27 protein-coding genes are annotated in these 23,562 nt (G+C 32.4%); 17 read left to right on the plus strand and 10 right to left on the minus strand.

The window, feature by feature from the left end:
• Positions 1–11 precede the first annotated feature (11 nt).
• Together lipA and lipB are read right to left on the minus strand one after the other, a co-directional pair.
• The gene (gene lipA, locus DYH56_RS05985; RefSeq protein ID WP_114641959.1) at positions 12–857 is read right to left on the minus strand and encodes a lipoyl synthase; all 846 of its coding nucleotides are present in this window, start codon (positions 855–857) and stop codon (positions 12–14) included.
• A gap of 480 nt (positions 858–1,337) precedes the next feature.
• Positions 1,338–1,970, minus strand: a complete 633-nt coding sequence (lipB, locus tag DYH56_RS05990; protein ID WP_114641960.1) for a lipoyl(octanoyl) transferase LipB — start codon at positions 1,968–1,970, stop codon at positions 1,338–1,340.
• Positions 1,971–2,493: 523 nt separating this feature from the next.
• Here lipB and DYH56_RS05995 point away from each other — a divergent pair.
• The 15 genes from DYH56_RS05995 (at position 2,494) to DYH56_RS06060 (ending at position 13,039) form a co-directional block, all read left to right on the plus strand.
• The gene (locus DYH56_RS05995; protein WP_255414683.1) at positions 2,494–3,678 is read left to right on the plus strand and encodes an MFS transporter; all 1,185 of its coding nucleotides are present in this window, start codon (positions 2,494–2,496) and stop codon (positions 3,676–3,678) included.
• 320 nt (positions 3,679–3,998) lie between these two features.
• Positions 3,999–4,892 (plus strand): RnfABCDGE type electron transport complex subunit D, encoded by an 894-nt coding sequence (locus DYH56_RS06000; RefSeq protein WP_199532981.1) that lies wholly within the window; start codon positions 3,999–4,001, stop codon positions 4,890–4,892.
• Entirely contained in the window at positions 4,874–5,476 is a 603-nt protein-coding gene (locus DYH56_RS06005) for an FMN-binding protein (RefSeq protein WP_114641963.1), read from the plus strand. Before DYH56_RS06000 ends, DYH56_RS06005 begins: the two co-directional genes overlap by 19 nt.
• The gene (locus DYH56_RS06010) at positions 5,469–6,074 is read left to right on the plus strand and encodes an NADH:ubiquinone reductase (Na(+)-transporting) subunit D (protein WP_114641964.1); all 606 of its coding nucleotides are present in this window, start codon (positions 5,469–5,471) and stop codon (positions 6,072–6,074) included. The genes DYH56_RS06005 and DYH56_RS06010 overlap by 8 nt, the downstream gene beginning before the upstream one ends.
• 10 nt (positions 6,075–6,084) lie before the next feature.
• Positions 6,085–6,678 carry an NADH:ubiquinone reductase (Na(+)-transporting) subunit E gene (locus DYH56_RS06015; RefSeq protein WP_114641965.1) on the plus strand — a complete coding sequence of 198 codons (594 nt, stop codon included), beginning with the start codon at positions 6,085–6,087 and terminating at the stop codon, positions 6,676–6,678.
• A 14-nt stretch (positions 6,679–6,692) separates the two neighbouring features.
• Positions 6,693–7,799, plus strand: a complete 1,107-nt coding sequence (locus DYH56_RS06020; RefSeq protein ID WP_114641966.1) for an NADH:ubiquinone reductase (Na(+)-transporting) subunit F — start codon at positions 6,693–6,695, stop codon at positions 7,797–7,799.
• Positions 7,800–7,936: 137 nt separating this feature from the next.
• The gene (locus DYH56_RS06025) at positions 7,937–8,194 is read left to right on the plus strand and encodes a hypothetical protein (RefSeq protein ID WP_114641967.1); all 258 of its coding nucleotides are present in this window, start codon (positions 7,937–7,939) and stop codon (positions 8,192–8,194) included.
• A gap of 33 nt (positions 8,195–8,227) precedes the next feature.
• On the plus strand, positions 8,228–8,749 hold the full coding sequence (locus DYH56_RS06030) for a cyclic nucleotide-binding domain-containing protein (protein WP_114641968.1): 522 nt from the start codon (positions 8,228–8,230) through the stop codon (positions 8,747–8,749).
• Positions 8,750–8,947: 198 nt separating this feature from the next.
• Positions 8,948–9,805: a type 2 periplasmic-binding domain-containing protein gene (locus DYH56_RS06035; protein WP_114641969.1), complete on the plus strand. Its 858-nt coding sequence runs from the start codon at positions 8,948–8,950 to the stop codon at positions 9,803–9,805.
• Complete coding sequence (locus DYH56_RS06040) at positions 9,802–10,524, plus strand: ABC transporter permease (protein ID WP_114641970.1); 723 nt, start codon at positions 9,802–9,804, stop codon at positions 10,522–10,524. The genes DYH56_RS06035 and DYH56_RS06040 overlap by 4 nt, the downstream gene beginning before the upstream one ends.
• Positions 10,521–11,207, plus strand: coding sequence for an ABC transporter ATP-binding protein (locus tag DYH56_RS06045; protein WP_158539077.1), 687 nt, complete (start codon positions 10,521–10,523; stop codon positions 11,205–11,207). The genes DYH56_RS06040 and DYH56_RS06045 overlap by 4 nt, the downstream gene beginning before the upstream one ends.
• Before the next feature lie 33 nt (positions 11,208–11,240).
• Positions 11,241–11,519, plus strand: a complete 279-nt coding sequence (locus DYH56_RS06050) for a LysO family transporter (RefSeq protein WP_114641972.1) — start codon at positions 11,241–11,243, stop codon at positions 11,517–11,519.
• Complete coding sequence (locus tag DYH56_RS06055) at positions 11,519–12,115, plus strand: LysO family transporter (RefSeq protein WP_114641973.1); 597 nt, start codon at positions 11,519–11,521, stop codon at positions 12,113–12,115. Before DYH56_RS06050 ends, DYH56_RS06055 begins: the two co-directional genes overlap by 1 nt.
• Before the next feature lie 41 nt (positions 12,116–12,156).
• Complete coding sequence (locus tag DYH56_RS15950; protein ID WP_158539078.1) at positions 12,157–12,321, plus strand: hypothetical protein; 165 nt, start codon at positions 12,157–12,159, stop codon at positions 12,319–12,321.
• Between the two features lie 106 nt (positions 12,322–12,427).
• Entirely contained in the window at positions 12,428–13,039 is a 612-nt protein-coding gene (locus DYH56_RS06060) for a hypothetical protein (RefSeq protein ID WP_114641974.1), read from the plus strand.
• 82 nt (positions 13,040–13,121) lie between these two features.
• Here the strand turns inward: DYH56_RS06060 and DYH56_RS06065 are convergent, their stop codons facing one another.
• Entirely contained in the window at positions 13,122–13,799 is a 678-nt protein-coding gene (locus DYH56_RS06065; protein WP_114641975.1) for a PHP-associated domain-containing protein, read from the minus strand.
• 928 nt (positions 13,800–14,727) lie between these two features.
• A complete protein-coding gene (locus DYH56_RS06070; protein WP_114641976.1) occupies positions 14,728–14,913 on the minus strand; it encodes a hypothetical protein in 186 nt (61 codons plus the stop codon).
• Between the two features lie 271 nt (positions 14,914–15,184).
• Here DYH56_RS06070 and DYH56_RS06075 point away from each other — a divergent pair, with 271 nt between their 5' ends.
• Positions 15,185–16,135 carry a CorA family divalent cation transporter gene (locus DYH56_RS06075; RefSeq protein WP_114641977.1) on the plus strand — a complete coding sequence of 317 codons (951 nt, stop codon included), beginning with the start codon at positions 15,185–15,187 and terminating at the stop codon, positions 16,133–16,135.
• Positions 16,136–16,275: 140 nt separating this feature from the next.
• Positions 16,276–16,809, plus strand: a complete 534-nt coding sequence (locus DYH56_RS06080) for a mechanosensitive ion channel family protein (RefSeq protein ID WP_158539079.1) — start codon at positions 16,276–16,278, stop codon at positions 16,807–16,809.
• A 153-nt stretch (positions 16,810–16,962) separates the two neighbouring features.
• Here the strand turns inward: DYH56_RS06080 and DYH56_RS06085 are convergent, their stop codons facing one another.
• The 6 genes from DYH56_RS06085 to DYH56_RS06110 all read right to left on the minus strand — a co-directional run bounded on the left by DYH56_RS06085 (position 16,963) and on the right by DYH56_RS06110 (position 23,394).
• Positions 16,963–17,508 carry a hypothetical protein gene (locus DYH56_RS06085; RefSeq protein WP_114641979.1) on the minus strand — a complete coding sequence of 182 codons (546 nt, stop codon included), beginning with the start codon at positions 17,506–17,508 and terminating at the stop codon, positions 16,963–16,965.
• An 86-nt stretch (positions 17,509–17,594) separates the two neighbouring features.
• A complete protein-coding gene (locus DYH56_RS06090; RefSeq protein ID WP_114641980.1) occupies positions 17,595–20,123 on the minus strand; it encodes an FAD-dependent oxidoreductase in 2,529 nt (842 codons plus the stop codon).
• Positions 20,124–20,390: 267 nt separating this feature from the next.
• On the minus strand, positions 20,391–20,885 hold the full coding sequence (locus DYH56_RS06095) for a periplasmic heavy metal sensor (protein WP_114641981.1): 495 nt from the start codon (positions 20,883–20,885) through the stop codon (positions 20,391–20,393).
• A gap of 23 nt (positions 20,886–20,908) precedes the next feature.
• A complete protein-coding gene (locus DYH56_RS06100) occupies positions 20,909–21,145 on the minus strand; it encodes an SHOCT domain-containing protein (RefSeq protein WP_114641982.1) in 237 nt (78 codons plus the stop codon).
• Between the two features lie 183 nt (positions 21,146–21,328).
• Positions 21,329–22,519 carry an aspartate kinase gene (locus DYH56_RS06105; RefSeq protein ID WP_199532982.1) on the minus strand — a complete coding sequence of 397 codons (1,191 nt, stop codon included), beginning with the start codon at positions 22,517–22,519 and terminating at the stop codon, positions 21,329–21,331.
• 101 nt (positions 22,520–22,620) lie between these two features.
• Complete coding sequence (locus DYH56_RS06110; protein WP_114641984.1) at positions 22,621–23,394, minus strand: sterol desaturase family protein; 774 nt, start codon at positions 23,392–23,394, stop codon at positions 22,621–22,623.
• Between the last annotated feature and the right edge of the window lie 168 nt (positions 23,395–23,562).

The raw sequence follows: 23,562 nt of genomic DNA on the forward strand, positions 1-23,562 counted from the left end.
CCCCCTCGCTGCTATTTCATTAATTTTTTTATACTATCTATGGCATTATAAGAGCTTCTGATAAATCTCCCGCTCTCAACAACTGGTATCCCAATTTCTAAAGCTAGTTTCTTATACATAACAAATTTTTCATCTGTTATATACTCAGAAACTTTTATATGCTTCTCACTGGGGCGTAAATACTGTCCCATTGTCAGGATGTCGCAATTTATATCCTTTAAGTCCTCTATAGATTCCGCTAATTCATCTATGGATTCTCCAAACCCCAACATTATCCCACTTTTAGTGATTATGTTTTTATCCCTTTCTTTAACATAATTAAGTAATTCTATTGAATTTTCATAACTTCCTATGGGTTTTATCCTTTTATGCAGGTTTTCTACTGTTTCTATGTTGTGACTTATTACCTCTGGTTTAGCATCTATAACTATATCTATCAATTCTTTTTTCCCATTAAAATCAGGGATGAGTACCTCTATGGTAGCATCTGATATTCTTCTTATTTCTTCTATGGTTCTCTTAAAATGTATGGCCCCTTCATCTTCTAAATCATCCCTGGTTACAGAAGTTATTACAACATGTTTCAGTCTTATTTTCTTAACTACTTCTGCTATTTTTACAGGTTCATTTGAATTTAGGTTTTCTCCCCTTATATTTTTATCTACAGAACAAAATCTACAAGCTCTGGTGCATTTGTTCCCTAAAATCATAAATGTTGCTGTTTTTTTCCTGAAACACTCCCATTTGTTGGGGCAGTTAGCAGCTTCACAAACAGTATTTAATAAATTTTCATCTAAAAGTTTTTCCATTTCATTATCTTTATAAAATTTCTTACTAATCCACCCAGGTTTATCCATTAGTCCCCCTTTTTTTAAATCTAATTAACTTAGAGTTATAAACATAACTCTGTCATTGAACTTATGCAGATGCATGAGATTGTTATGAAATTACAATATCAGCATTCCTGTAACTCAAAACATACTGAGATTCTCAGAGATGCTTCAGCACTAAGAAATGAGATAAAGAGATACACAAAGGTTTTTATTGGTTAAAACCTTATTTTTGTCGCATAACTGAAACTTAAAGTTATGAATATAACTCTCTAGTTGAACTTAGTCAGATATTATCTCAATATTCTATGTTTACAAAGTAAACTAATAGTTTTTTGGTGATGCCCTTATCGGGTAGAGATCGTTTGAAATTACAAATCTCAATATTCCTGCAGATTAACTCAGATTTTTTTCTTTTTATACTGTATTTTGTATATTTTATTTTAGAATTTCTTCGTGTGTCTTAGTGTCCTCTTTTCTTTGTGTTGAAGAGTAGATCTTTTTGATTTAGTTTTTATAAAATATTTTGTTAAAATTCTCTACAAATTTTTCTTTTAAAATGTCCATGTCTATCTCTATTCCTAATTTTTTAATTGAAGTCACTCCGGCATCTTTTATCCCACATGGAATTATTGAATCGAATAAACTTAAATCAATATCATTGTTTAGTGCAATTCCGTGGGTTGTCACCCATTTTTTTACATGGATACCCATGGCACAAATTTTTTCTTCTCCTACCCAAACCCCTGTGTATCTATCTTTTCTTCCACTATCAATATTTAACTCTTTTAAAATATTAATTACTACCTCTTCTAATTTTCTTAGGTATTTATGTAAATCCTTTCCAAATCTTTCCAAATTTAAAACAGGGTAGCAGATCAACTGTCCCGGTCCATGAAGAGTTGTTTTCCCGCCTCTATTTACTTTTATGCATTTTATTCCTTTTTCATTTAGTATTTTTTTTGAAACTACCACTTCGTCACTATCTGAGGAGTGTGCAGTGGTAATCACTGGATCCACTTCCAAAAATATTAAAACACCGTCTATTTTCTTATTATTTAACACATATTCATAAATTTCTTCCTGTTTTTTTTGTCCTTTTTCATAGGTAGTCAATCCTAAATCATGTACTTCCACCATAGACCCTCTCCTTATATATAACAAAGATATTATTATCTTATTTACAGTCAGTCAGGAATTTCCTTTAATCACAGCAATGAATTTCTACTTGCGTATGTACAAAGGTAATCTTTAAAAACAATATTTCCTAACATTTATAGTAAATTAAAGTATAAAATTATACCGATTTTATATTGACACTAACTTAATAATGGAGTATAAGTATATTATTAAGTTAGGAATTTAAAAACAAGGAGGCGGTAATGATGATGAATTTAAAAGAGGTAAGGAAAAAATAATAGAAGAGTTTAGGTTGCTTCAATAGTTATGAGTTTAAGAAATTAAATTTAAGTCTATTTAGGATCCCCCTAGATAGGCTTTTTTTATACTTTTTTTTACTATTGATTGTGATGGAATTAAAGAAATATTAAAAAATTTAAAACTGAAAAGTGGAAAAGGTTTATTTTTTATAAAAAATTTATAAAGAATAAAATAGGAGATTTATTGTTTAATTAACAAGGAGGCAAACATAAAAAATTTAATTATATTTTTATTAGGTCGTTTTAGTTCAATGGTAGGAACAGGTTTATTACAAATAGCTTTACCGCTATATATTTTAGATGAGACAAATTCTGTATCAAAGTTAGGAACATTTGTAGCTCTAATGGCAATACCAGCACTCTTAGCATCGCCATTTGTTGGGAGCTATGTAGAGACAAATAATAAAAAGCATATAATGGTGATTACTGACTACATACAAGGAGTTTTATTCATTAGTTTATTCTTTATAGGCGACTTGAGCCTATTTAATTTAGGATTGATACTAACAATCTCATTATTAATAGAAAAAATATTTGATCTGTCTACCTCTTCAATTTTTTCAAGAATTGTAGATAAAAAACTATTTGAAAAAGGAAATAGTTGCAAAAGTATATTAGATAACACATCGTTTTTAATCAGTCCTATATTGGGGACCTTTATCTATATTAAATGGGGGCTCAGTGGAATATTTCTAGTAAATGGAGTAACTTTTTTATTGTCAGGAACTATTGAAATATTTATTGATTATATCCATGAGGAAACTAAGATGATATCTAATAATTTTATAGAAAATTTAAAAGAAGTGATAGATTTTATATTTTCAAATAAAAAATTAAAAAACTTTGTCATAACCATAATGTTACTCAACTTATTTATGACTCCAATGTTTGTTATAATTTTTCCATACCTTACACTCCAAATCAATTTATTGACTAAAGCTCAATATGGAATAGGTAGTTCACTGGGTATGGCTGGAGCCATAGTAGGAGCTTCATTTATTATTTTTAAAAGCCAGAAAGCTAGAATATCAACTCTTATAAATATTGAATCAATTTTAATAATGGGAATAGGAATTTTCTCACTGATATTTTTAAGGAATATACCTTTATTTTTTATAGTATATTCATTTTTAAGGTTTTCACTTGGAGTTATAAATACAATGGTAAATGTTCCTTTAACTTCAGGATTTCAAGAGGCAGTTCCAAAAGATATGCAGGGAAGATTTTTTGGTATAGTATTTTTTATTTCAGGACTATTAATTCCCATAGGAAACCTTGTAATAGGAGAAATATCTAAGTGGATCAGACCTCAGTTTATCATAATAATAAATTGTTTTATATTAATCTTTATAACAACAAAACTATTAGGAAAAAATGAAAATAAAAATTGGATTAAAGATATACTGTAAAGTTGTAATTATAAATTAGGAGGAATAAATGACAGGTAGAATTATATCGGTATTTTACAAAGATAGCATATCAAGATAAGAAAAAATATTTCTAAAAACCCATCAATTAGAACGTTAGCTTTGAACTTCAAATATGATTTTATTGAAAATCATTAACAAGGTTTGCTTTTTTAATTTCTTAGATAATAAAAAAAGGTGATTTCTATCTTTTTAGAGGACTTCTTTTTTAAAATTGGTATTATATATCATACTGTCTCTTACCTAAATTTATTTGAGTATTATCAGCGTAGGAAAAATAAGTTACTCTGGAGGTTAAAAATATGTTTCAAAAACAAGCAGTTATGAGAAAGGTTCTTATTTCTCTTGCCCCTCTTTTAGTTTTTTCAATATTTTTATATGGTTTTAAAAGTATAGGAATTTTTATCATTACTTTTACCTTGGGTATATTTACCGAATGGTTATTCGTTCGAAAAACAAAGCAGAAAGTAAGTGAAGCTGTTCTTGTTACTTGTTCCCTTTATGCCCTTTCTATGCCGCCCTTGGTTCCATTGTGGATTGTAGGAATTGGAATTATATTTGGAATTGCTTTTGGAAAGATGGTTTATGGTGGTTTTGGAAGAAATATTTTTAATCCAGCCATTGCAGGCAGATTGTTTATTTATATTTCTTTTCCAAATACAGTTAATCAATGGTTAAATCCAAGATCTCTTGATGGTTTTGCAGGGGCAACCCCCCTTGCAATGTTAAAGAATGGTGAACTGCCTCCCCTTTTAAATTTATTTACCGGTTTCAAGAGCGGGTCTATTGGGGAAGGGTCGATAATCCTCATTTTTATTGCTTTTGTTTATTTAATATCTACTAAAACTGCAAGTTACAGGTCATCTATTTCTACTATAATTGGATTTTTAATTATGCAGTCGATCCTTTATTTTATGAATTTAGGAGGAGCTAACCCTATTTACAGTTTATTCTCTGGAAGTATTCTGTTTCTTGCTGTATTTATGGTTACCGACCCTGTGTCTTCACCTAAAAAAAATAGTTCATTAATTTTATACGGCCTTCTCATTGGAGTCTTTACTTCACTAATCCGAACTTATTCTCTTTTTCTTGAAGGGACCAGTTTTGCCATTTTATTAGGAAATATGTTTGCTCCATTATTTGATGAAACTATTGGAAAATTAAAAGGGGGGTATAGATGGAAAAAAATTCAATGACCTATACTGCTGTTTTTTCATTTATTATTACTTTTATCCTGGTCTTTTTCCTGACTTTGACCCATCTTGGTACTAAAAATAGAGTTTCTCAATATAACAGAAATTATGAAATTTCTTCTATTTTAAAAGCTGCCGGTGTACAGCTTACAGATCAAGGGGTTCAGGAACAATTTAAATCGATCTTTAATTTAGAACTTCCTACCAATGAAACTATGACAGCAAAAATTGATGGAAAAGATATATTGGTCAGCAAATTCTCCGGGAAAGCTCTTTGGGGTACAGTAAATGGAATTATCGCCATGGATAAAAATTTAAAAACTATAATAGGTATAGACATTATTTCTCATAATGAAACTCCTGGTTTAGGCGGGCGGATTGAAGAGGAGTGGTTTTTGAGCCAATTTAAAGGAGAAGCTGTTAGTAAAAACAATATTAAAGTGATACAGGGTAATGGAGATGGAAATTATAATTCTAACGATGGAATCGTAGATGGAATTGTTGGAGCTACCAGAACCAGCCACTCTATAGAAGTTATGATAAATCAAAAGATAAAAAGTCTGAGAGAGGAGGCAGGGAATGAATAAATATAAAGACATATTAAAGGATAATTTATGGGATGATAATCCTGTTTTTGTTCAAATCCTTGGGATTTGCTCGACATTAGCAGTTACTAATAATTTAACAAATACACTTATAATGAGTATTTCTGTAGTGTTTGTTGCTGGATTGACTAATTTTAGTGTGGCCAGCATAAAACATTTCATTCCTGGTAAAGTTCGTATGATCATACAAACTCTTATAATTTCTTTCTTTGTTATTATAGTAGATTTATTGCTGAGAGCCTTTCTGCCAGACATCAGTAAATCTCTTGGCCCATATGTAGGTTTAATTATTACTAATTGCATTATCATGGGAAGAGCCGAAGCTTTTGCTCGTTCAAATAAGCCTCTAATCTCTCTTTGGGATGGTTTTACAACAGGGATAGGATATATGTGGGTTCTAATGGCTATAGCTTTTATCAGGGAATTATTTGGTTTTGGCTCACTATTTGGGATTCAAATCATGCCGGAAGGATTCAAAACTTGGACAATAATGATTATGGCTCCAAGTGCATTTTTTATCTTAGGCGGTGTTATTTGGATAATCAATAACATAAAACTTTCAAAAGAAAGTTCAAAATAGGAGGTTTTACATGGCACCAGATATTAATCCATTGGTTTTGTTACTCGCTTCAATACTTACCAGTAATATTTTATTAGCTAATTTCTTAGGGTTGTGCAGCTTTATATCAATATCTAAAGATATGGATTCTGCCAACGGTCTTGGAATGTCTGTTACTGCAGTTCTGACTATTACAACTGCTATAAATTGGGTTGTATACAGATATATATTAATACCTTTTGATCTTTTATATCTCAGGTTTATTGTTTTTATCATAATTATCGCGGCTACCGTCCAGGTTTTAGAGATGGTTATCGACCGTTTTTCTCCTGCCCTTTATATGGCTTTAGGTATTTTCTTACCATTAATAACTGTTAATTGTGCTATTTTAGGAGTTGCTTTATTTATGGAGATTAGAGGTTATTCATTTCTACAGAGTATTGTTTTTGCTTTTGGTTCTGGTCTGGGATGGTGGCTTGCTATCGTTTCCTTAGCAGCTATACAAAAAAAAGTTTTAAAAGCTCCTGTCCCTGAAGGTTTAAAAGGAGCAGGAATAACCCTGATAACAATTGGGTTCATGGCCATGGCATTTATAGGGTTCTCCGGTATGCTCATAGTTCAATAAAAGGGGGAGTGTTTATGGAATTTTTAATTGCACCAATTATCGTTGCACTTCTTGCTAGCGCACTTGCTCTCACTATCTCTATCTTAGACAAACATGTCAATAACTATGGAGATGTAGAAATTAATATTAATAAAGGTAAAAAAGTGCTAGATGTAAAAGGGGGAGACAAACTCCTGACAACTTTATCTTCAGAAGGAGTTTTTCTTCCCTCTGGTTGTGGAGGAAGGGGATCTTGCGGAGCTTGTAAGTGTAAAATTTCCACAGATATAGGCCCTGTCCTTCCCACTGAAAAACCTTATTTATCCATTGAAGAAATCAATAACAATACAAGATTGGCATGCCAAATCAAGGTAAAAAAAAACCTGGATGTATATATCCCGGAAGAATTATTCAACGCCAGAGAATTCTCCGGCATTGTTGAAGAAATCAATGATTTAACCTATGATATCAAAGAAGTTATCGTATCTATAGGAGATGAGTCTATAGATTTTGTTTCTGGAAGATATATTCAATTAGTTGTTCCTCCATATGGAAAAATAAAAGAATCCACTCAAAGGGCTTATTCTATTTCTTCTAAACCTTCAGAAAGAAATAAGGTTGCTATGTTAATTCGGCTGGTTCCAGACGGAATAGCTACCACATGGGTTCATAAGTATATGAAAGTAGGGGATAAATTAAGATTAATAGGACCTTTTGGTGAATTTGAAAAATCAGATTGTGAATCTGTAATGATTTGTATTGCTGGAGGATCTGGTATGGCTCCATTTAAGTCTATATTCCATGACATGTTAGAAAAAGGTGAAATTGATAGAGAAGTTTGGTATTTTTTTGGAGCCAGAACTACAAAAGATTTATTTTTACTTAAAGAATTTCAAGAAATGGAAAAAAAATGGCCTAACTTTCATTTTATTCCTGCACTATCAGATTGTTCACCTGATGAGAATTGGGATGGTGAACAAGGTTTGATTACTGATGTTCTGGATAAATATTTAAAATCTAAAATTACTCCTTCTAAACACAAGGAAGGATTTCTTTGCGGAAGTCCGGGGATGATAGGGGCTTGTATTAATGTTCTCAATGACAACGGCATAAAAGATATTTTTTACGACAATTTTGCATAAAAAAATGGTTAATCTAGATTTCTGTAAATAAAAGGATAGTTGCAATTAATTATACAATTCAAGAAATAAAATAAATTTGGGTATTTTATACATTATATAGTAAACTAATATTAATCAAAATATAAGGGGGGAACTGTATGAATCCAAGAGTTGATCGAATTATAAAAGAATTGTCTATGTATGAAAGAGCCGAGGAAGTGGGTACATTTTTAAAATTACACGATACTGTTATACATGAATTACACATAGAATTAGATCGTGTTTATGATACCATTGCAAAAGAAGAGGCAGAATCAGATATAAAAGAATTGGAATCATATTCAACCGAGGTCACTGATCACCATAAGAAAGAGCTGCTTCATGAGATCATTGCCTATATAGAAAAAAAAGTTTAAAATCAAAAATGTAAGGGAGTTTTAATTATCACTATGAATACAAAAAAATCTAAACCTGAAGTAACTTACAAGGAAAAACAATTGATTTTTTCTATGTTAAATAAAATATCACTCTTTGGCGGGTTGACTGCCGGAGAACTGGAATGTCTTATCCCTATGCTGACTACAGCTTCCTTTAAAAAAGGAGAGGCCGTTTTCACCCAGGGAGAATCACCAAATAATATCTTTATTATTCAAAGTGGTGAAATTAAAATTGTTAAGCAACTAGATGAAACAGAGGTAGAATTAGTTAGATTTAAGGAAGGAAATTTATTTGGTGAAACGGAACTTATTGGTATCTTCAAATATATTGCCTCTGCTATTGCTATAACAGATGTGAAATTACTTGTATTTTCTAAATCTGCACTTTACTCCCTGCACAGCAAAAATACTAAATTATTTAGCAAGATAATTTTAAATGTTGCCCGTGAATCTTGTCGAAGAACTGCTAATACCGATGAATATTGGTTAGGCGAATTGGCAAAATTAAGAAAAAACCACAAAGAACAGATATAAGTTACGATATATATATATATATTTTAAATATCAAAGTGGTAGATATCTCTACCACTTTTTTATGATTTAGGAAATTACACCAGGATTTCTGCCGGTGAATGACACTTAAAAATTATGAAATTCTAGATTATTCTTATCTGGATGCAACGTCATGTTGCTTTTTTATGATTTTAAAAATTTAAATTAGGAGTAAAAAAAATGATAAGAAAAAAAATAAAAATAACAGCCTTACTGAGCCTGGCTATCTCCATAAGCAGTTTTTCCATGGATATCTATACCCCAAAAGCCCCACCCAGCATCCCTATGTTACCTATGAAAGATGAAGTCAAAATCCATTATTATCAGGATGTCCATACAGAAATTATTCCTAAGATCATTAAAAACCAAGATGGAATCTATGTTATCCCCACTAACCTGGGCGAAAATTTAAAAAATAAAGGCCTTGAATTAAAACTACTGGGGGTAACCAGCCAGGGGCTCATCTCCATAATATCAAATAAAAAAATAGAGAATATAAGAGATTTGGATGGTGAGAACATCCTAATTGGAGCTCAGGGTTCATCCCCCGATATAATTTCAAAATTCCTGTTTAAAAAAAATAATATAGCTCCTAAGATCACCTACAGATCCACTCCAGAGATAGCTAAATTGATGATCCTTCAAAAAGGCGACAATGCTGTCCTGCCTGAACCAATGGCTACCTTGGTTCTTGAAAAAAATTCTAAACTGATCAGAACCATCGTATACAGGGACGAATGGAGAAAATTAACTTCCCTTTCTGGAATCCCCCAGGTAGGGCTCTATACAACCAGCAAATACAGTAAAACTCATTCTAAAGAGATAGAAAATTTTATAGATGAGTATAAAAAAAACCTGAAAGATCTTAAAAAAAATCCCGATGAATTTATAGACCTGGCTCAGGTTAATTTTAATATTAATCTCAGTAAGAAAGGATATGAAGAATCTATCAAATATATGAATTTAACCCTTATCGATGGAAAAAAAGGAGATAAACTGGTAAAAGAATATATAAAAATTTTAGGAGAGAACAGATGAAAAAAAAATTGATTCCCATGATCATATTTTTATTTTTATGGGCCGGGATCTCAGCTAAGGTATCTCCTATAATTTTACCTTCTCCTTTACGGGTTTTCTATACCTCATTATTTTTATTGCAGAATAATTATAATGAGATCCTGATTACCCTGAGTCGGCTGGGAGCTTCCCTTATCCTGACTTACCTTATAGGGATTTTTTTGGCTTTTGGAATAGTTTCTTCTAAAAACCTTAAGATCCTTATCCAGCCTGGATTACTTTTTATGCAGAGTACTCCTATAATTTCATGGATTTTACTGGCATTAATCTGGTTTGACAGCAGATATATACCAATCTTCATAATTTGTATCAATGCCATCCCTATCCTGGTCTTAAATGTCGTCAGCGGGATGGAGGGGATCGATAAAAAAATATTGGAGATGGCAAGTATATATAATATTTCAAAAAAAGACCGTTTTTATAAGATACAGCTTCCTTCCCTTATCAGATTCCTTCTCCCTGCCACCGAGATCATCCTTGGGTCTTCATTTAAGGTGATCGTCATGGCAGAGGTTATCTCAAGGGTCGGCAGTGGAATTGGAAATGGTTTAAACATCGGATGGCTCAATATAGAAACAGATACAATTTTAGGATGGACCCTGATAATATATGTTCTCAGTTTCCTCATTTCAAAAACAATTTTAACATCTTTAAAAAACAGATTCAGGAGGTACTTATGATTGAATTAAAAGATCTTTCCCTCACCTTCCATGGGGAAAAAATCCTGGATAAGATCACATATAAATTTAAAAAAAATAAGGTCACTGCAATCTTAGGCCCCTCTGGAGGAGGGAAAACCAGCCTCTTTAATATTATCGCCGGAATAGAAATAAATCATTCGGGGGAGGTCATTAAAAATTTTGAAAATGTAGGTTATATATTCCAGGAGGACAGACTCCTCCCCTGGGAAAGTGTAAAAGAAAATTTGAATATCATTCCAGGAGCTACAGAAGAAAAAATACTTTATATCCTGGAACTTCTGCACATCCCCCACAAGGCAGACCATCTGGTTAAAAATTTAAGCGGAGGGGAAAAACAAAGGGTTGCAATAGCCCGTGCTTTTCTATACGATACAGAGTTGATACTGATGGATGAATCTTTAAAATCTCTGGATTTTTCCCTGAAAATAAAATTGATCGATCTGATCATCTCCCTTTTGGAAAAATACTCAAAAACTCTCATCATGATAAGTCACGATATAGATGAGATCCTCCTCATGGCAGATGAAGTGATTATATTTTCTAAAAAACCAACTGTTATAGAAGAGGTTCTCACCATTGATTTCCCAAAATCTGAACGAACCCTGTCTTCCAAAGAATTGAAAATATACAAAAATAAAATCTATGATGCGATCCTGAAATAGGCCCTGCATCACTATAATTAGGAGAGTGAGTCCATGCAAAACATATTAATATCATTAATCTTAGGCATTTTAATAGGTTCTACGGTGAAATTTTCCGATAAGATGAAAAAATTTAATGCAACATTTCAGCATTTAGGAGTAATTCTTTTATTGTTTGCCATTGGGATTACCATTGGGATCAACCGGTCATTGCTCGGTAATTTAAAGGAAATAGGCGGTATTTCCCTTGTTTTTGCCGTTCTCACTTCCCTATTCAGTATCATTTTGGTATTTTTCATGAGCAGAATAATAATTAAAGGGAGGAATAATTAATGACATTATCTATAGTTGCTTCTGTGATAACAGGTATTTTAGGAGGATATTTTTTCATTTCTGAATCTTTTACCCAGCACATCGATATCCTTATAGATTCAGCACTTTATTTTTTAATATTTTGTGTAGGAATAGACATAGGATTAAATAAGCATATTTTTAAGGATCTAAAAAAACATAGTTTAATTATTTTAATAATTCCAACTTCTATAATTGCAGGGAGTTTAATAGGAGGACTTATCACCGGCTATATCTTTCATATGCCTAAAAACTTAAGTATGGCTATTTCCTCTGGTTTCGGATGGTACAGCCTTTCCGGTATTATCCTCACACAATTGCATAGCGCGGAGATAGGCACCATAGCCTTTTTAACCAATATCTTCCGGGAACTCATCACTGTGGTTTCTATACCATTCATTGCAAAATATTTAAACGACTACACCGCTATAGCTCCTGCAGGAGCCACTTCCATGGATTCTACACTTCCTATAATCTCTAAATACACCAACCCGGAAACCGTTGTGATAGCATTTATCAACGGAATTTTATTGTCGGGATTAGTCCCTGTCTTAGTTCCTTTTTTCTATTCTATCTAGGCAGGGTCAATAAAAATTAAATTTTAAAAGGAGTAATTGTGATGAATCCAAGTATTATTATTGAAGGTTTTGGAATAGGAGCAGGATTCCTTTCCCCTTTATTTAAGAAAGATATAACTTGGAAAGTTTCAGACTTTGCTATAGGCTGTGTAATGCTTACAATCGCTTATAAATTATTTGAATTTGGGGTTAATAATTATATTTAAAATTTATTTAAGATTAACTTAAGAGCACTGAAGTGTTCTTTTTTTTTGGCAAAAATCTCAAAAATGTTATATAATGTTATCGCTACTAATAAACAGGAGGATTAATATGAAAAAACTGACGCTACTTATGATAATGGTTGCTTCTCTGACACTGACTAACGAGCTGTATGCTAAAGGCAATTCTGGAAAGGATAAACCCGAGAAAGAGAAGCCTGAAAGGGATAAACCCGAAAAACATGAAAAGAATATAAAAGCAGAAGATGCCAAAAAAAACTGGGGACAACTTAAAGATGAAGTGGGCAGTTATAACGAAGATCAACTTAAAGAATTTTTGGGTTTGGAGGAACTCAGCAAACCCATAGGAGATTATACCGACAAGGAAATAAAGGCGGCTATCAAGACTAAAAAAAGAGTCAGAAATGAGATCAGAAAGGAAATGGAAAAAAATCCTGATTTGGATTTAAGCTCACTGGAAGGATATGATCCAAATCATCCCAATGACCTGGAAAAATTGGTTCAGAAGCTGATCGGTGATTATTCTGGTGCTGAGGTAAATATAGAAACTGTAAATGCTTTAAAGGAAGCAGGAATTAGTGATATTTCTATAAATAAAATAAAAAAATCTCTTTTAAAATATAATGAAAACCTGGATATTCCAGCAGAATCTGCCGATGGAACAAAAACTTTCGGAGATACTGAAGAAATACAAGGAGAATAATTTATATATTTCCGGATCCTGATCACCAAAAAAGACTCTCAGAAAAATATTCTGAGAGTCTCTTTATTTAATCGATTTTTACTTATACCACACGACCATAAGCTGAGTCTTCTGGAAAAATCTCTCCATATTTCTCATAGTTATCTATTTTTATATATTCTCCATCCCTGTATACTGCAGGCCTTACCCTTCTACTCTTAATAGCATCTATTAAATCTTTTTCAGTTTCAATATCATCCAAAAATTTTGTACAATATTTACCTATTGCATCACTGGTATGGCAGTCACTGGCTGCCGTAGTAGCTAAATTCAATTCAATGGCACTTTCAAAGGCATTTAGATTATTATAAGATTTTGTACTGCCGTTAAAAGTTTCGATAGCAGTAAGACCTTTTAGATTTTTCAGGTGTTTTCCGCATCCTCTGTTATTTTCCCTGAATGGATGAGCAGCAATGGTAACTCCTCCCTTGGAGTTGACTAAATCTATTAATTCCTGGGCATAAAGTTTTTCTGTAGGAATATCATCTAATCCAAATACCAATATATCTCCTTCATGGGTTAGGATTTCAGCTCCTACAAAGATCTTGAAATCATGTTTTTTTCCATATTGAACAGCATATTCTTTAACTTTATTATTATCGTGATCTGTAATACAGATCCCGTTGAGTCCCATGGTTTTTGCTCTTTTTACAATTTCTGAAATTTTAATGAAACTGTCATCTGAACCTTCTATACAGTGCATGTGTGTATCTATAAACATTTTTTTCTCCTTCTTCTAAATATGATTAGTTTTTTCTGATTTTTAACGCAATATTTATAATCTTTCTATCTTTGATCTTCCATTTTTTTCTATAAAAAAATGGTTCAATAAAAACAGGGAGTATCCTCCACATATATATTGATAATTTTTATCCGATAAAGCCCCATAACAATGGCATAAAAATATGAATCCCTTTGGGATTTTGCCCTATAGAATTTTAAAGTTTTGTATTAAAATATAAAAGATGATCTAAGCAGAAAAAAAAGCAATAGATATAGTTTTTAAAACTATAAGAAAAGAAGTTAGGAACAGAAATATCTCTAAACCGACCTTATCTATACTATCCATTTGCAATAGATCTCGTAACTCCCGCCGGAAGTTTCAACTAATTGTCAGTTTCATTGAAATTTTTTCATGTTTCCTCCTAAAATGTTTTTTATTAATTCATTATGTATTATTTTACAATATCTTTAAATATCATGTCAACACTATTTTTTAAAAATTCATTATAATGTATGATATAATATTTAAATAGAGAAGTAAATTAAACCTAGCCTGTGGAGGAGAATATTTTGAGTTTAAAAAAAAGAGATTATATTAGAACAATTATCATTGGAATACTTGGTGGAATAGCTTTATTGATAGTAACGAGATAGAATATCGGAAAAGGGAGCAATAATTCAAAAAATTATTGCTCCCTTTTTATATTAATTTTTTAATCTATCAATTCTTTTAAATTATTTTCAAAAAATCTTTTGAATCCATCTTCCATCTTGTCTTTACTTTCAGATTCATTCTTTATTTCTAAATAATATTTCCCACTTTGAATTTCTTTAGAAAGTGAATCTATTGGAAACCCTGATAATCTTTTTTCATATGGTTAATTTTTGAATCATTAGTTGTTCCATAGAGTATTTTCATAATTCTTTTATTCATTCCTTTCTCCTGGTTCAAAATCATTTTTAAGCCATCTCATAAAATTATTACTATGCAATAAATAAGTTTTTCTGGTATTTGCTTTTAAATATTCATTTTCTTCTGTCTTTGGAACTTCTTTTTCATACTGAGAATATAGTTCTTCTAATTTTTTTAATAATCCTTTAGATACTTTCATCTTCTCCCCCTAGATTATATACTTTAAGCCCGCCATACTTTATACTACAATATTTCAATAAAATCAATGTTTCCCTAGTGGTCTATAATGAATTAGAATATTGTATTTGGGAGTTGAAGTGCGGAGGAGATCTATTTTAAGTTAGAAAACATCGAAATTTTATGGACAACTGAAATAAAAAAAAATAGGGTTAAATTAACATATTCTATATTTATCAATGGATATATGTTAATATATTTGTGTTGCATAAATATAGAATTGGAGGGAATAGATGATTGAGGTTTTATTACAAAACGGAACAATTAAAAAGATATCGAGTCTCGATGAACTAGACATTGATCGTTCTGAAATTTTATGTGTTAACCTGGTTGAGGCAAATGAACAAGAGATGATCAGATTATCTAAAGAATTTAAGTTTACTTTTCAACCTTTGGACAAAAGAAACGAAATAGAGATAAGTTCAAGATATGTAGAAGAAGATTCACATATATTTTTAAATTTGACCATTCCAAATTTGACTGAGCAGGAAAGAATAGAGGAAGGTTTTGTTCATATAGTAATTTTAGAAGATCTTGTCATTTTAAACTCAAATGGTATTTCTAAAATATCTCTTATGCAAATTTTAAAAAATCGAATTTTTGATATTGATAAAAATTTTTCAGGTCAAAGAATCTCTCTGCTTTTTTTAAGTGCTCTTACGGATTATTATGCTGATTTGATAGAATTAATATCAAAAAAAGTAAAAAAATATTTTAAGAAAGTTCTTAATCTTAAAAATATTTCTCTAGAGGAACTTGATAATCTTACTAAAATAAAGTTAGACAACATTCAACTTAAAGAGTGTTTGATAGAATTACAGAGGATTATACTGCAGCTCAAAAGAAGCCCACTCATAGATGAAAAAAATAAAAAATTTTTAATTTATGAGAATAAAGATCTGGCAGTAATAAACGGACATATCAATTATAATTTTGACAGATTAAATGATCTGAAAGAAAATATATCCAGTAAAATTGAACTGGAACAAAATCAAATAATTAAAATTTTTACTGTTGTCACAGTGTGCATTGCTCCTCCAACTTTGATCGCCGGAATTTATGGGATGAATTTTAATATTATGCCAGAATTAAACTGGAGCTTCGGGTATCCACTGTGCATTTTTCTTATGATTTTATCCATAATAATAACTCTGGCTGTACTAAAGTTAAAAAAATGGATCTAAGAAATTTCTTTGAAAAATAGGTGAAGTGTTTGACGAAATGGCCCACCATATAGTACTATAGGTCTTAAAGATTATAATTTAGATTAAATAACACTCTCATAAAAATTACAATTTTTATGAGAGTGAATGGAGGCAAAAATATGAATATACCATTAAAATTTTCAGAAAATATGAATATATTATTCAAACCTATAGAGAATATATTATTAAGTATTTTACTCATTGTGGTATTTTTAATTGTTAGGATGATTTTCTATAAAGGAATTGAGAGGTTTGGAAGAAAAAAATTTCTTTCTCACGAAAGAATAAAAATAACCGAAAGATTTGTTGTTTTTTTTGTAGGAATTATAATTTTTTCCACATTGCTACTGGTGTGGGGAGTAAAACTTAGGGAATTTTTCCTTATTATTGCTACTACCTTTACCATAATAGGTACTGCTTGTTTTGCTTCATGGTCAAATCTTAGTAATATTTCCTCTGGTGTTATTCTCTTTTTCAACTATAATATAAAACTTGGGGACAAAGTGAGAGTAGGAAGTGGAGATGATCAGATTGAAGGAGTTATACATAATATGAAGTTATTCTATGTAGAAATAATTACCATGGAGAACGAACTTGTTTTCTATCCCAATAACACAATGCTCCATCAACCTGTAACTATTTTAAAAAATTAATATAATCTTAAATAATATAATTATAGCGGAAAGAATATTGTGACAAAAATTAAAAAAGTACCAAATAAAAGGACGCTAAATTTATAGCGTCCTTTTAATATTGATTTTATTAGTATTAGAAATGAAAGTTAAGAAAGAATTATTATGGAACTTTTATATGGATTTCACCTCTTTGAGTTTCCATAAAAAGGTACTTATTTTATCGATACTTTTTCGAGTATATACATCTTTATTTCCGTGACCTCTTCCACCAGTAAGATATAGAGGAGGCATCCCACTCAAATTTAAAGTTAAATAAATATTATCATTTAAATAAATAGGCCTGTTATGAGATTCTTCGCTCAATAAAATTTGCCATTGAAAAGTTTCCTTAAATTCAGTGCCACCATGTTTTGTATACACCTCTTTGTTTTCATCACCCCTTCCACCAGTGAGCCAGCTGTTTATCATACCTTCTTTTTCATATAAGCATTTTAAAAATACAGTATTACCGGATATAATATCTCCGCTTCCAATAGAATTCGGAGTTTCCCATATTTCCCATTTATAAGTATTTATTTTTTTCGGTTCTTTTTTTTTATCGGTGGTATAAACCCCTTTATTTTCATCATCTCTACATCCGCAAAGCCACCGTCCTGAATGGCCGTCTGTTTGACTTTTAAGATATACTTTGGTTCCATATTTTAATGGTTTAGACATATTCTTCCTCCCTATTTGTAAATATTTTTTTTATTAATTGTCATTAGTTAAAATTTTTTAGGCCAAAACTCCTTTTTATGTTTTTTTTATATAAACAATGTTGAATAAGATTCTTCGGATTCTCCTAAAAATGCTGCTACTCCTCCATATTCTATCCCATCTATTAGTTCGTCGTGACTAAATCCCATAATACCTACAGACATTTGACATGCTATTATCTTTCCGCCATTTTCAAGATAAGTCTTCAAAAGGGTCGGCAGGGTATCCACATTTTTATCATGCATTACCTTCTTCATCATCATAGTTCCCATTCCACCCATATTCATATTGGATAACTTCAGCTTATTAACTCCCTTGGGCATCATCATTCCAAACATCTTATCTATAAATGATTTATTTTTATTTGTGAAATTTTCTTTTCTAAGGGCATTTAATCCCCAGAAAGTAAAGAACATAGATACCTCTTTTCCCATGGCCAGGGCTCCGTTGGCTATGATAAACGATGCCAGTACCTTATCTAAATCCCCGGAGAACACTACCATAGTTTGTTTATTGTCGGGGTCTTTCATTATTTTAGTTCCTTGAGGAGGTAATTTTTTTAATTTTTGTATATTTGCCGTAATAACACCGTCTTCGCTATTCACACTGACCAGTTTATTTCCTGTTTTTTCAGCCCAGACCTTTATATCCTTTTTAAATCCCAAATCTGAAGCCTTAATAGAAAGGATATCCCCCTCTTTTAACCCTTCCATACTTTGTTTAGTTTTTAAAATTGGTCCTGGACACTGGAGACCACAGGCATCTATATCTATTGTTTTTATATTCCTAAAAGTCCTTTCCTCATCTACCAGCATAGTTTCATTGTCCAGAGGATGATTTTCATGATGGATGAAATTTTCTGCTTCCTTTCCTTCAAATATTCCTATATTTGACTGGTCATGACTGGCCGGTTCCCACAATTTATATCCGCCATCTAAATTAAGTGCTTTATACCCCAAATTTACTAACATTCTATAGGCAAGATATCCTCTTAATCCGACTTGGCAATAGACTATATATGTCTTTTCCCTATCTAATTCATCTATCCTGGTTCTTAATTCTGCCAAATCGATATGGATCCCCCCGGGAATAGCTCCTAATTCCCTCTCATCAGCAGTTCTTACATCCAGTAATTCATAGTTTCCTGCAGCTGTCAGACTTTCTATTTCATCTATTCTGGCTACCCTGATATCCTTATTCAATATATTTTCTGCATAATATCCCAAGATATTTACCGGATCTTTAGCCGAGTTAAATGGCGGTGCATAGGCTAATTCTATTTCTTGAAGTTCAGCAACATTTATCCCTCCTTTGATAGCCGCTGCAATGACATCTATTCTTTTATCTACACCCTTATGTCCAATTCCTTGAGCTCCCAGTATCTTCCCTTCTGGAGTAAAGATTACTTTTAATGTCAATGGAGTCGCTCCTGGATAATATCCTGCATGGGAGTTTCTGTTTATGGTAGCTGTATAATAATCTTTACCATATACTAACCCAGACCTTTGGAGTGTTTTTTCATTTAATCCTGTAGCTCCTACTGTATAGTCAAAAGCCTTTAAGATAGAAGTTCCCATTGTTCCTTTATACGGCTGTTTATTGGGTCTGTCTAGAATGATATCTGCTACCAGTCTACCCTGTCTGTTTGCAGGCCATGCCAGTGGAATATTTATCTCCTGTCCGTTTATAAAGTGATTTACAGTGATAGCATCTCCTACAGCATAGATGTCTTTTACAGATGTTTCCATATATTCATCTACTTTTATACCGAATCTTTCATGGATTTCACATCCAGCACTTTCGGCTAGGGCTGTTTCAGGTCTTACTCCCGCTGCCAGGATGATTATTTCAGCTTTTATCTCTATTGAAGCTTCTTTTTCTCCAGCTTTTGCGATCTTAACGGTTGATGAATTTTCACCATCGATTATCTCAGTCACTCCATGCTCCAAGAACAATTCAACTTCGTGTTCTTTCATATTTTGATGAATTTGAGCTGCTATCTCTGCATCTACCGGTGCCAATACCTGGGAGCCGAACTCTACTACTGTAGTCTGCATATCCAATTCCACAAAATTTTCAGCTATCTCTATCCCTATAAATCCAGCTCCCACTACTACAGCTTTTTTTACATTATTATTTTTTACATGAGCTATTATCTTATCCATATCCTTCATATTCCTGAGGATAAATGCTCTAGGAGAATCTGCACCTTTGATAGGCGGCACAAATACTTCTGCACCTGGAGAAAGCAGAATCTTATCATAGGATTCTTCATAAGTTTTCCCGGTTTCAAGATTTTTAGCTATTATTTTTTTAGCCTCTCTATCTATCTTCTGTATCTCTGTTTTTATCCTGACATCGATGTTAAATCTAGACCTCATTCCCTCTACGGTTTGGACCAACAGGGCGTCTCTATCCTTTATAACCCCCCCTATATGATAGGGTAATCCGCAGTTGGCAAAGGATATATATTTCCCTCTTTCAAACATAATTATTTCATTTTCCTCGTTCAATCTTCTGAGTCTTGCAGCTGCAGACGCACCACCAGCTACTCCGCCTACTATAAGAATTTTCATAAAATACACTCCTTTTGCTATTATTTAAATTGTTTTATTTATAAAATAAAAGTATTAATTTTAATATATAGATTTTTTGCTGAATTTCCTTTATTCTTTAGATATAATACCTTGTCTGTCTGTAAAATCGATGACTATTTCACCGATATTAATGGGGAAATATCTGCCGGTGTTTTTGGATATTTGTATTAAAACAAAGATTTTAAAAGTAAAAAAATAGGGTACCCTATTTAGGATATCCTATTTTAATCTATCATCATATTCAGTTTAGTAACCTCTAGTTCCATTCATCATTCCATTGCCCATATGTCTGCCATTTCCATTCATCATTCCATTGCCCATATGTCTGCCACTTCCGTCACCCATATGTCCATTCATCCCTTTATACCCCATAGTTATTCCAAATTTATCTTCTACATTCTTTCTAAATTTCATATTATCTAATCTTTGTTTAGATTTCATATCTGATATTTGATTATTTACTCTTTCTACGCTCTGCCAGTTTACTTTATCTTTTGATAGTAATTTTTCTAATTCTAATTGCTTAGATCTTATGTCCAAACCTTTTTTATAGTTAGCCTCCCTTCTATCCTGCATCATATTGGTTAATTCATTCTGCTGGCTTACCGATAAATTATTCATCATTTGAGAATAGTGTGTCCCCCTTTGACTGTTGTTATTCATATTTATTTGGTTATTGTTTACAGCTGCAAATGATAATGCCGATACTATTAATAACCCTACTATAATTTTCTTTTTCATTTTAATCACTCCCTTAATTTTTATTAGTCTTTCAGTTTTTCTTTCATATTTTGATATTGTTCCCTTGTAATCTCTCCTTTAGCATATCTTTTTTTTAAGATTTCCATGGGTGTTTCACTTTGTTTAGAGTGCCTATTTTTTCCTAAAGAACTATCTTTTAATAGAGAGACTATCAATACGGCTATTAATATCCAAAATATAAACATAAAGATCCCTCCTCCCATAAACATAGAGTTTCCATATCCAAATCCATGCATCATTGCAATCACATCCTTATTATCTTCTTATACTTAAGTATAGAAGATCTCTGTGAAAATTGTGTGAAGAATAAAAAGAGGGGACAAATGTTGTCCCCTGATCCTTCAAATATAATCACGCTTATTCTTATTTCTTGATAGACCTAAATTGTCCTTATATTTTTTAATATTTCATGTCTTCTCTCTCTAAAGGTTAAACGCTTTTGCCAGAGCAGTTACAGCTTTTTTCATATTTTTTCTATCTATGATATAGGAGATGCTTATCTCAGATGTAGTGATCTTATAAAAATTAATGTTCTCCTCTGCAAAAACTTCAAACAAAGAACTAATAACTCCAAAGTGGCCCATTATTCCTATTCCCACCAGTGAGATCTTTATGAGTTCCCTATTTTTGGTATTCTCTATATTTGGAAGCTTTTTCATTATCTTTTTCATGGCGTTGTCAAAGAGTTCCTCCTCATTTAAGGGGCAGGTAAAGGAAAGGTTAAACCCTTTTATCTGACTTATCATATCTACGTTAACATGGGCTCTGCTCAACTCACTGAATATATAGGCCATCTCTTGGGGACTGTGTTCAATATTCTGTATTTCTATCATAAGTATACGTTCATTTATGCTAAGGCCTGTTATTACCTTCTCCTCCATATTATCGCTCTTCTCCTTTATATTAGTTCCCGCTATTTTCCCGAGGGCCCTTCCAACATAGATTGGAACCCTAAATTTTTTCCCCAACTCGACGGCCCTTACTTCCATTATCCCTGCTCCCAACTTGGACATCTCCATCATCTCTTCATAAGATATACAATCCAATTTTTTGGCACTGCCATATACTTTGGGATCCACAGTGTGGATCCCATTTACATCTGTATATATCTCGCACGGGCAGTTCAGGGCCGCTGACAAAGCTACTGCACTTGTATCGGATCCACCTCTTCCAAGGGTTGTTATATCCCCGTTCTTGTTTATCCCCTGGAAGCCTGCAACTATTACCAGTTTCCCATCATCTAGACTTTTTTCAATTCTTTGGGTATCGATCTTTTTTATCCGACTCTTTGTATGAAGTCCTGTAGTTGTTATACCAGCCTGATATCCCGTATAGGATATGGCATCTATACCCTCCTCATGGAGTGCAATAGTAAGAAGTGCAATAGTTTCCTGTTCTCCTATGGAAAGAAGTCTGTCCAGCTCTCTTCTGTTGGGAGTTTTGCTGACAGATCGAGCTTTTTTTAAAAGTTCATCAGTTCTTTTCCCCATGGCCGACACCACAACTACGAGTTCCTTGCCGTTTCTTTTTAAACTGGCAATGTTTTTTGCTATTTTTTTAATCTTATTTATGCTTTCCACGGAACTACCTCCGTATTTCTGCACTAACCTCATATCTTTAACCCCCATATTTCTTTCTAATCTATAACTTACTACTCTGCAGTTCTTAATCCTTTAGTACTTAAAAAAAATTATAAATACACTCCTGTGATTTTTTATGATTTTTCTTCTATAAAGGGCTGCTTCATCATGTATGAAAAGTGCTGATATTTATCTTGGGTATATCCGGGTATTCCATACTTAGGTGTAGATATATCCCCCTGGGGGTGGAAGGTTCCAAAAATTTTATCCCATAGTATCAGAAAGGATGAAAAGTTGGAGTTTGACTCCTTCCACTTTAAAGAATGATGAATCCTATGGATATAAGGAGTCACAATAAGCTTAGAAAGAAGGAGGTCCAAGCTCCGATTGATTCTTATATTGCTGTGATGAAAATATACATTAATATTAAATATCACATCATAAAGCAGAAGGGCTTCTACGGGTATTCCCATTAAAAGAATAAAGGGAAGCTTGAAAAGATGGCCCATGAGTACCTCAAAAAAATGAAATCTCAGAGCAGAAGAAACGTTGAGCAGCCTGTCTGTATGATGAACACTGTGAAACCGCATTAGAAAGGAAACCCTGTGAAGGAGCCGGTGCCACCAGTAGTTTACACAGTCTAAAAGTATAACTCCTAAGATAAGTTTAAATTTAGAATCAAAAGAGGTCATATTCATAACCCCCACTTCTAAGTTCTCAAGGTATTTGGCCAGGGCATAAACTGTGAATAGTGCAAAATACCTTCCAATAAGTAAGTTAACTGCCCCAAGTCCCAGATTACTTATGTCATGGCTCTTTCCAACAATATTCCTGCCTACCTGAGGCATTATTCTTTCCAATATAAATAACATCAGGAAAATTCCTCCCATCAATATTAATCTTTCCATAGCTTCCCCCCTTTTTTCGATGTCTTTGAATATCAATTTCTGAAAATTCTATAACTATACTGTATTTTATACTCTCTATTTCCCATGCTCCTCTTTTACGGGGTCTATTTTAAAGAGAACCCTTGCCTGTCAGGATTATGTCTATTATTAATTGAGGACCTTATCCAT

Source organism: Psychrilyobacter piezotolerans, from assembly GCF_003391055.1.
In the GTDB taxonomy this organism is placed as follows: Bacteria; Fusobacteriota; Fusobacteriia; order Fusobacteriales; family Fusobacteriaceae; genus Psychrilyobacter; species Psychrilyobacter piezotolerans.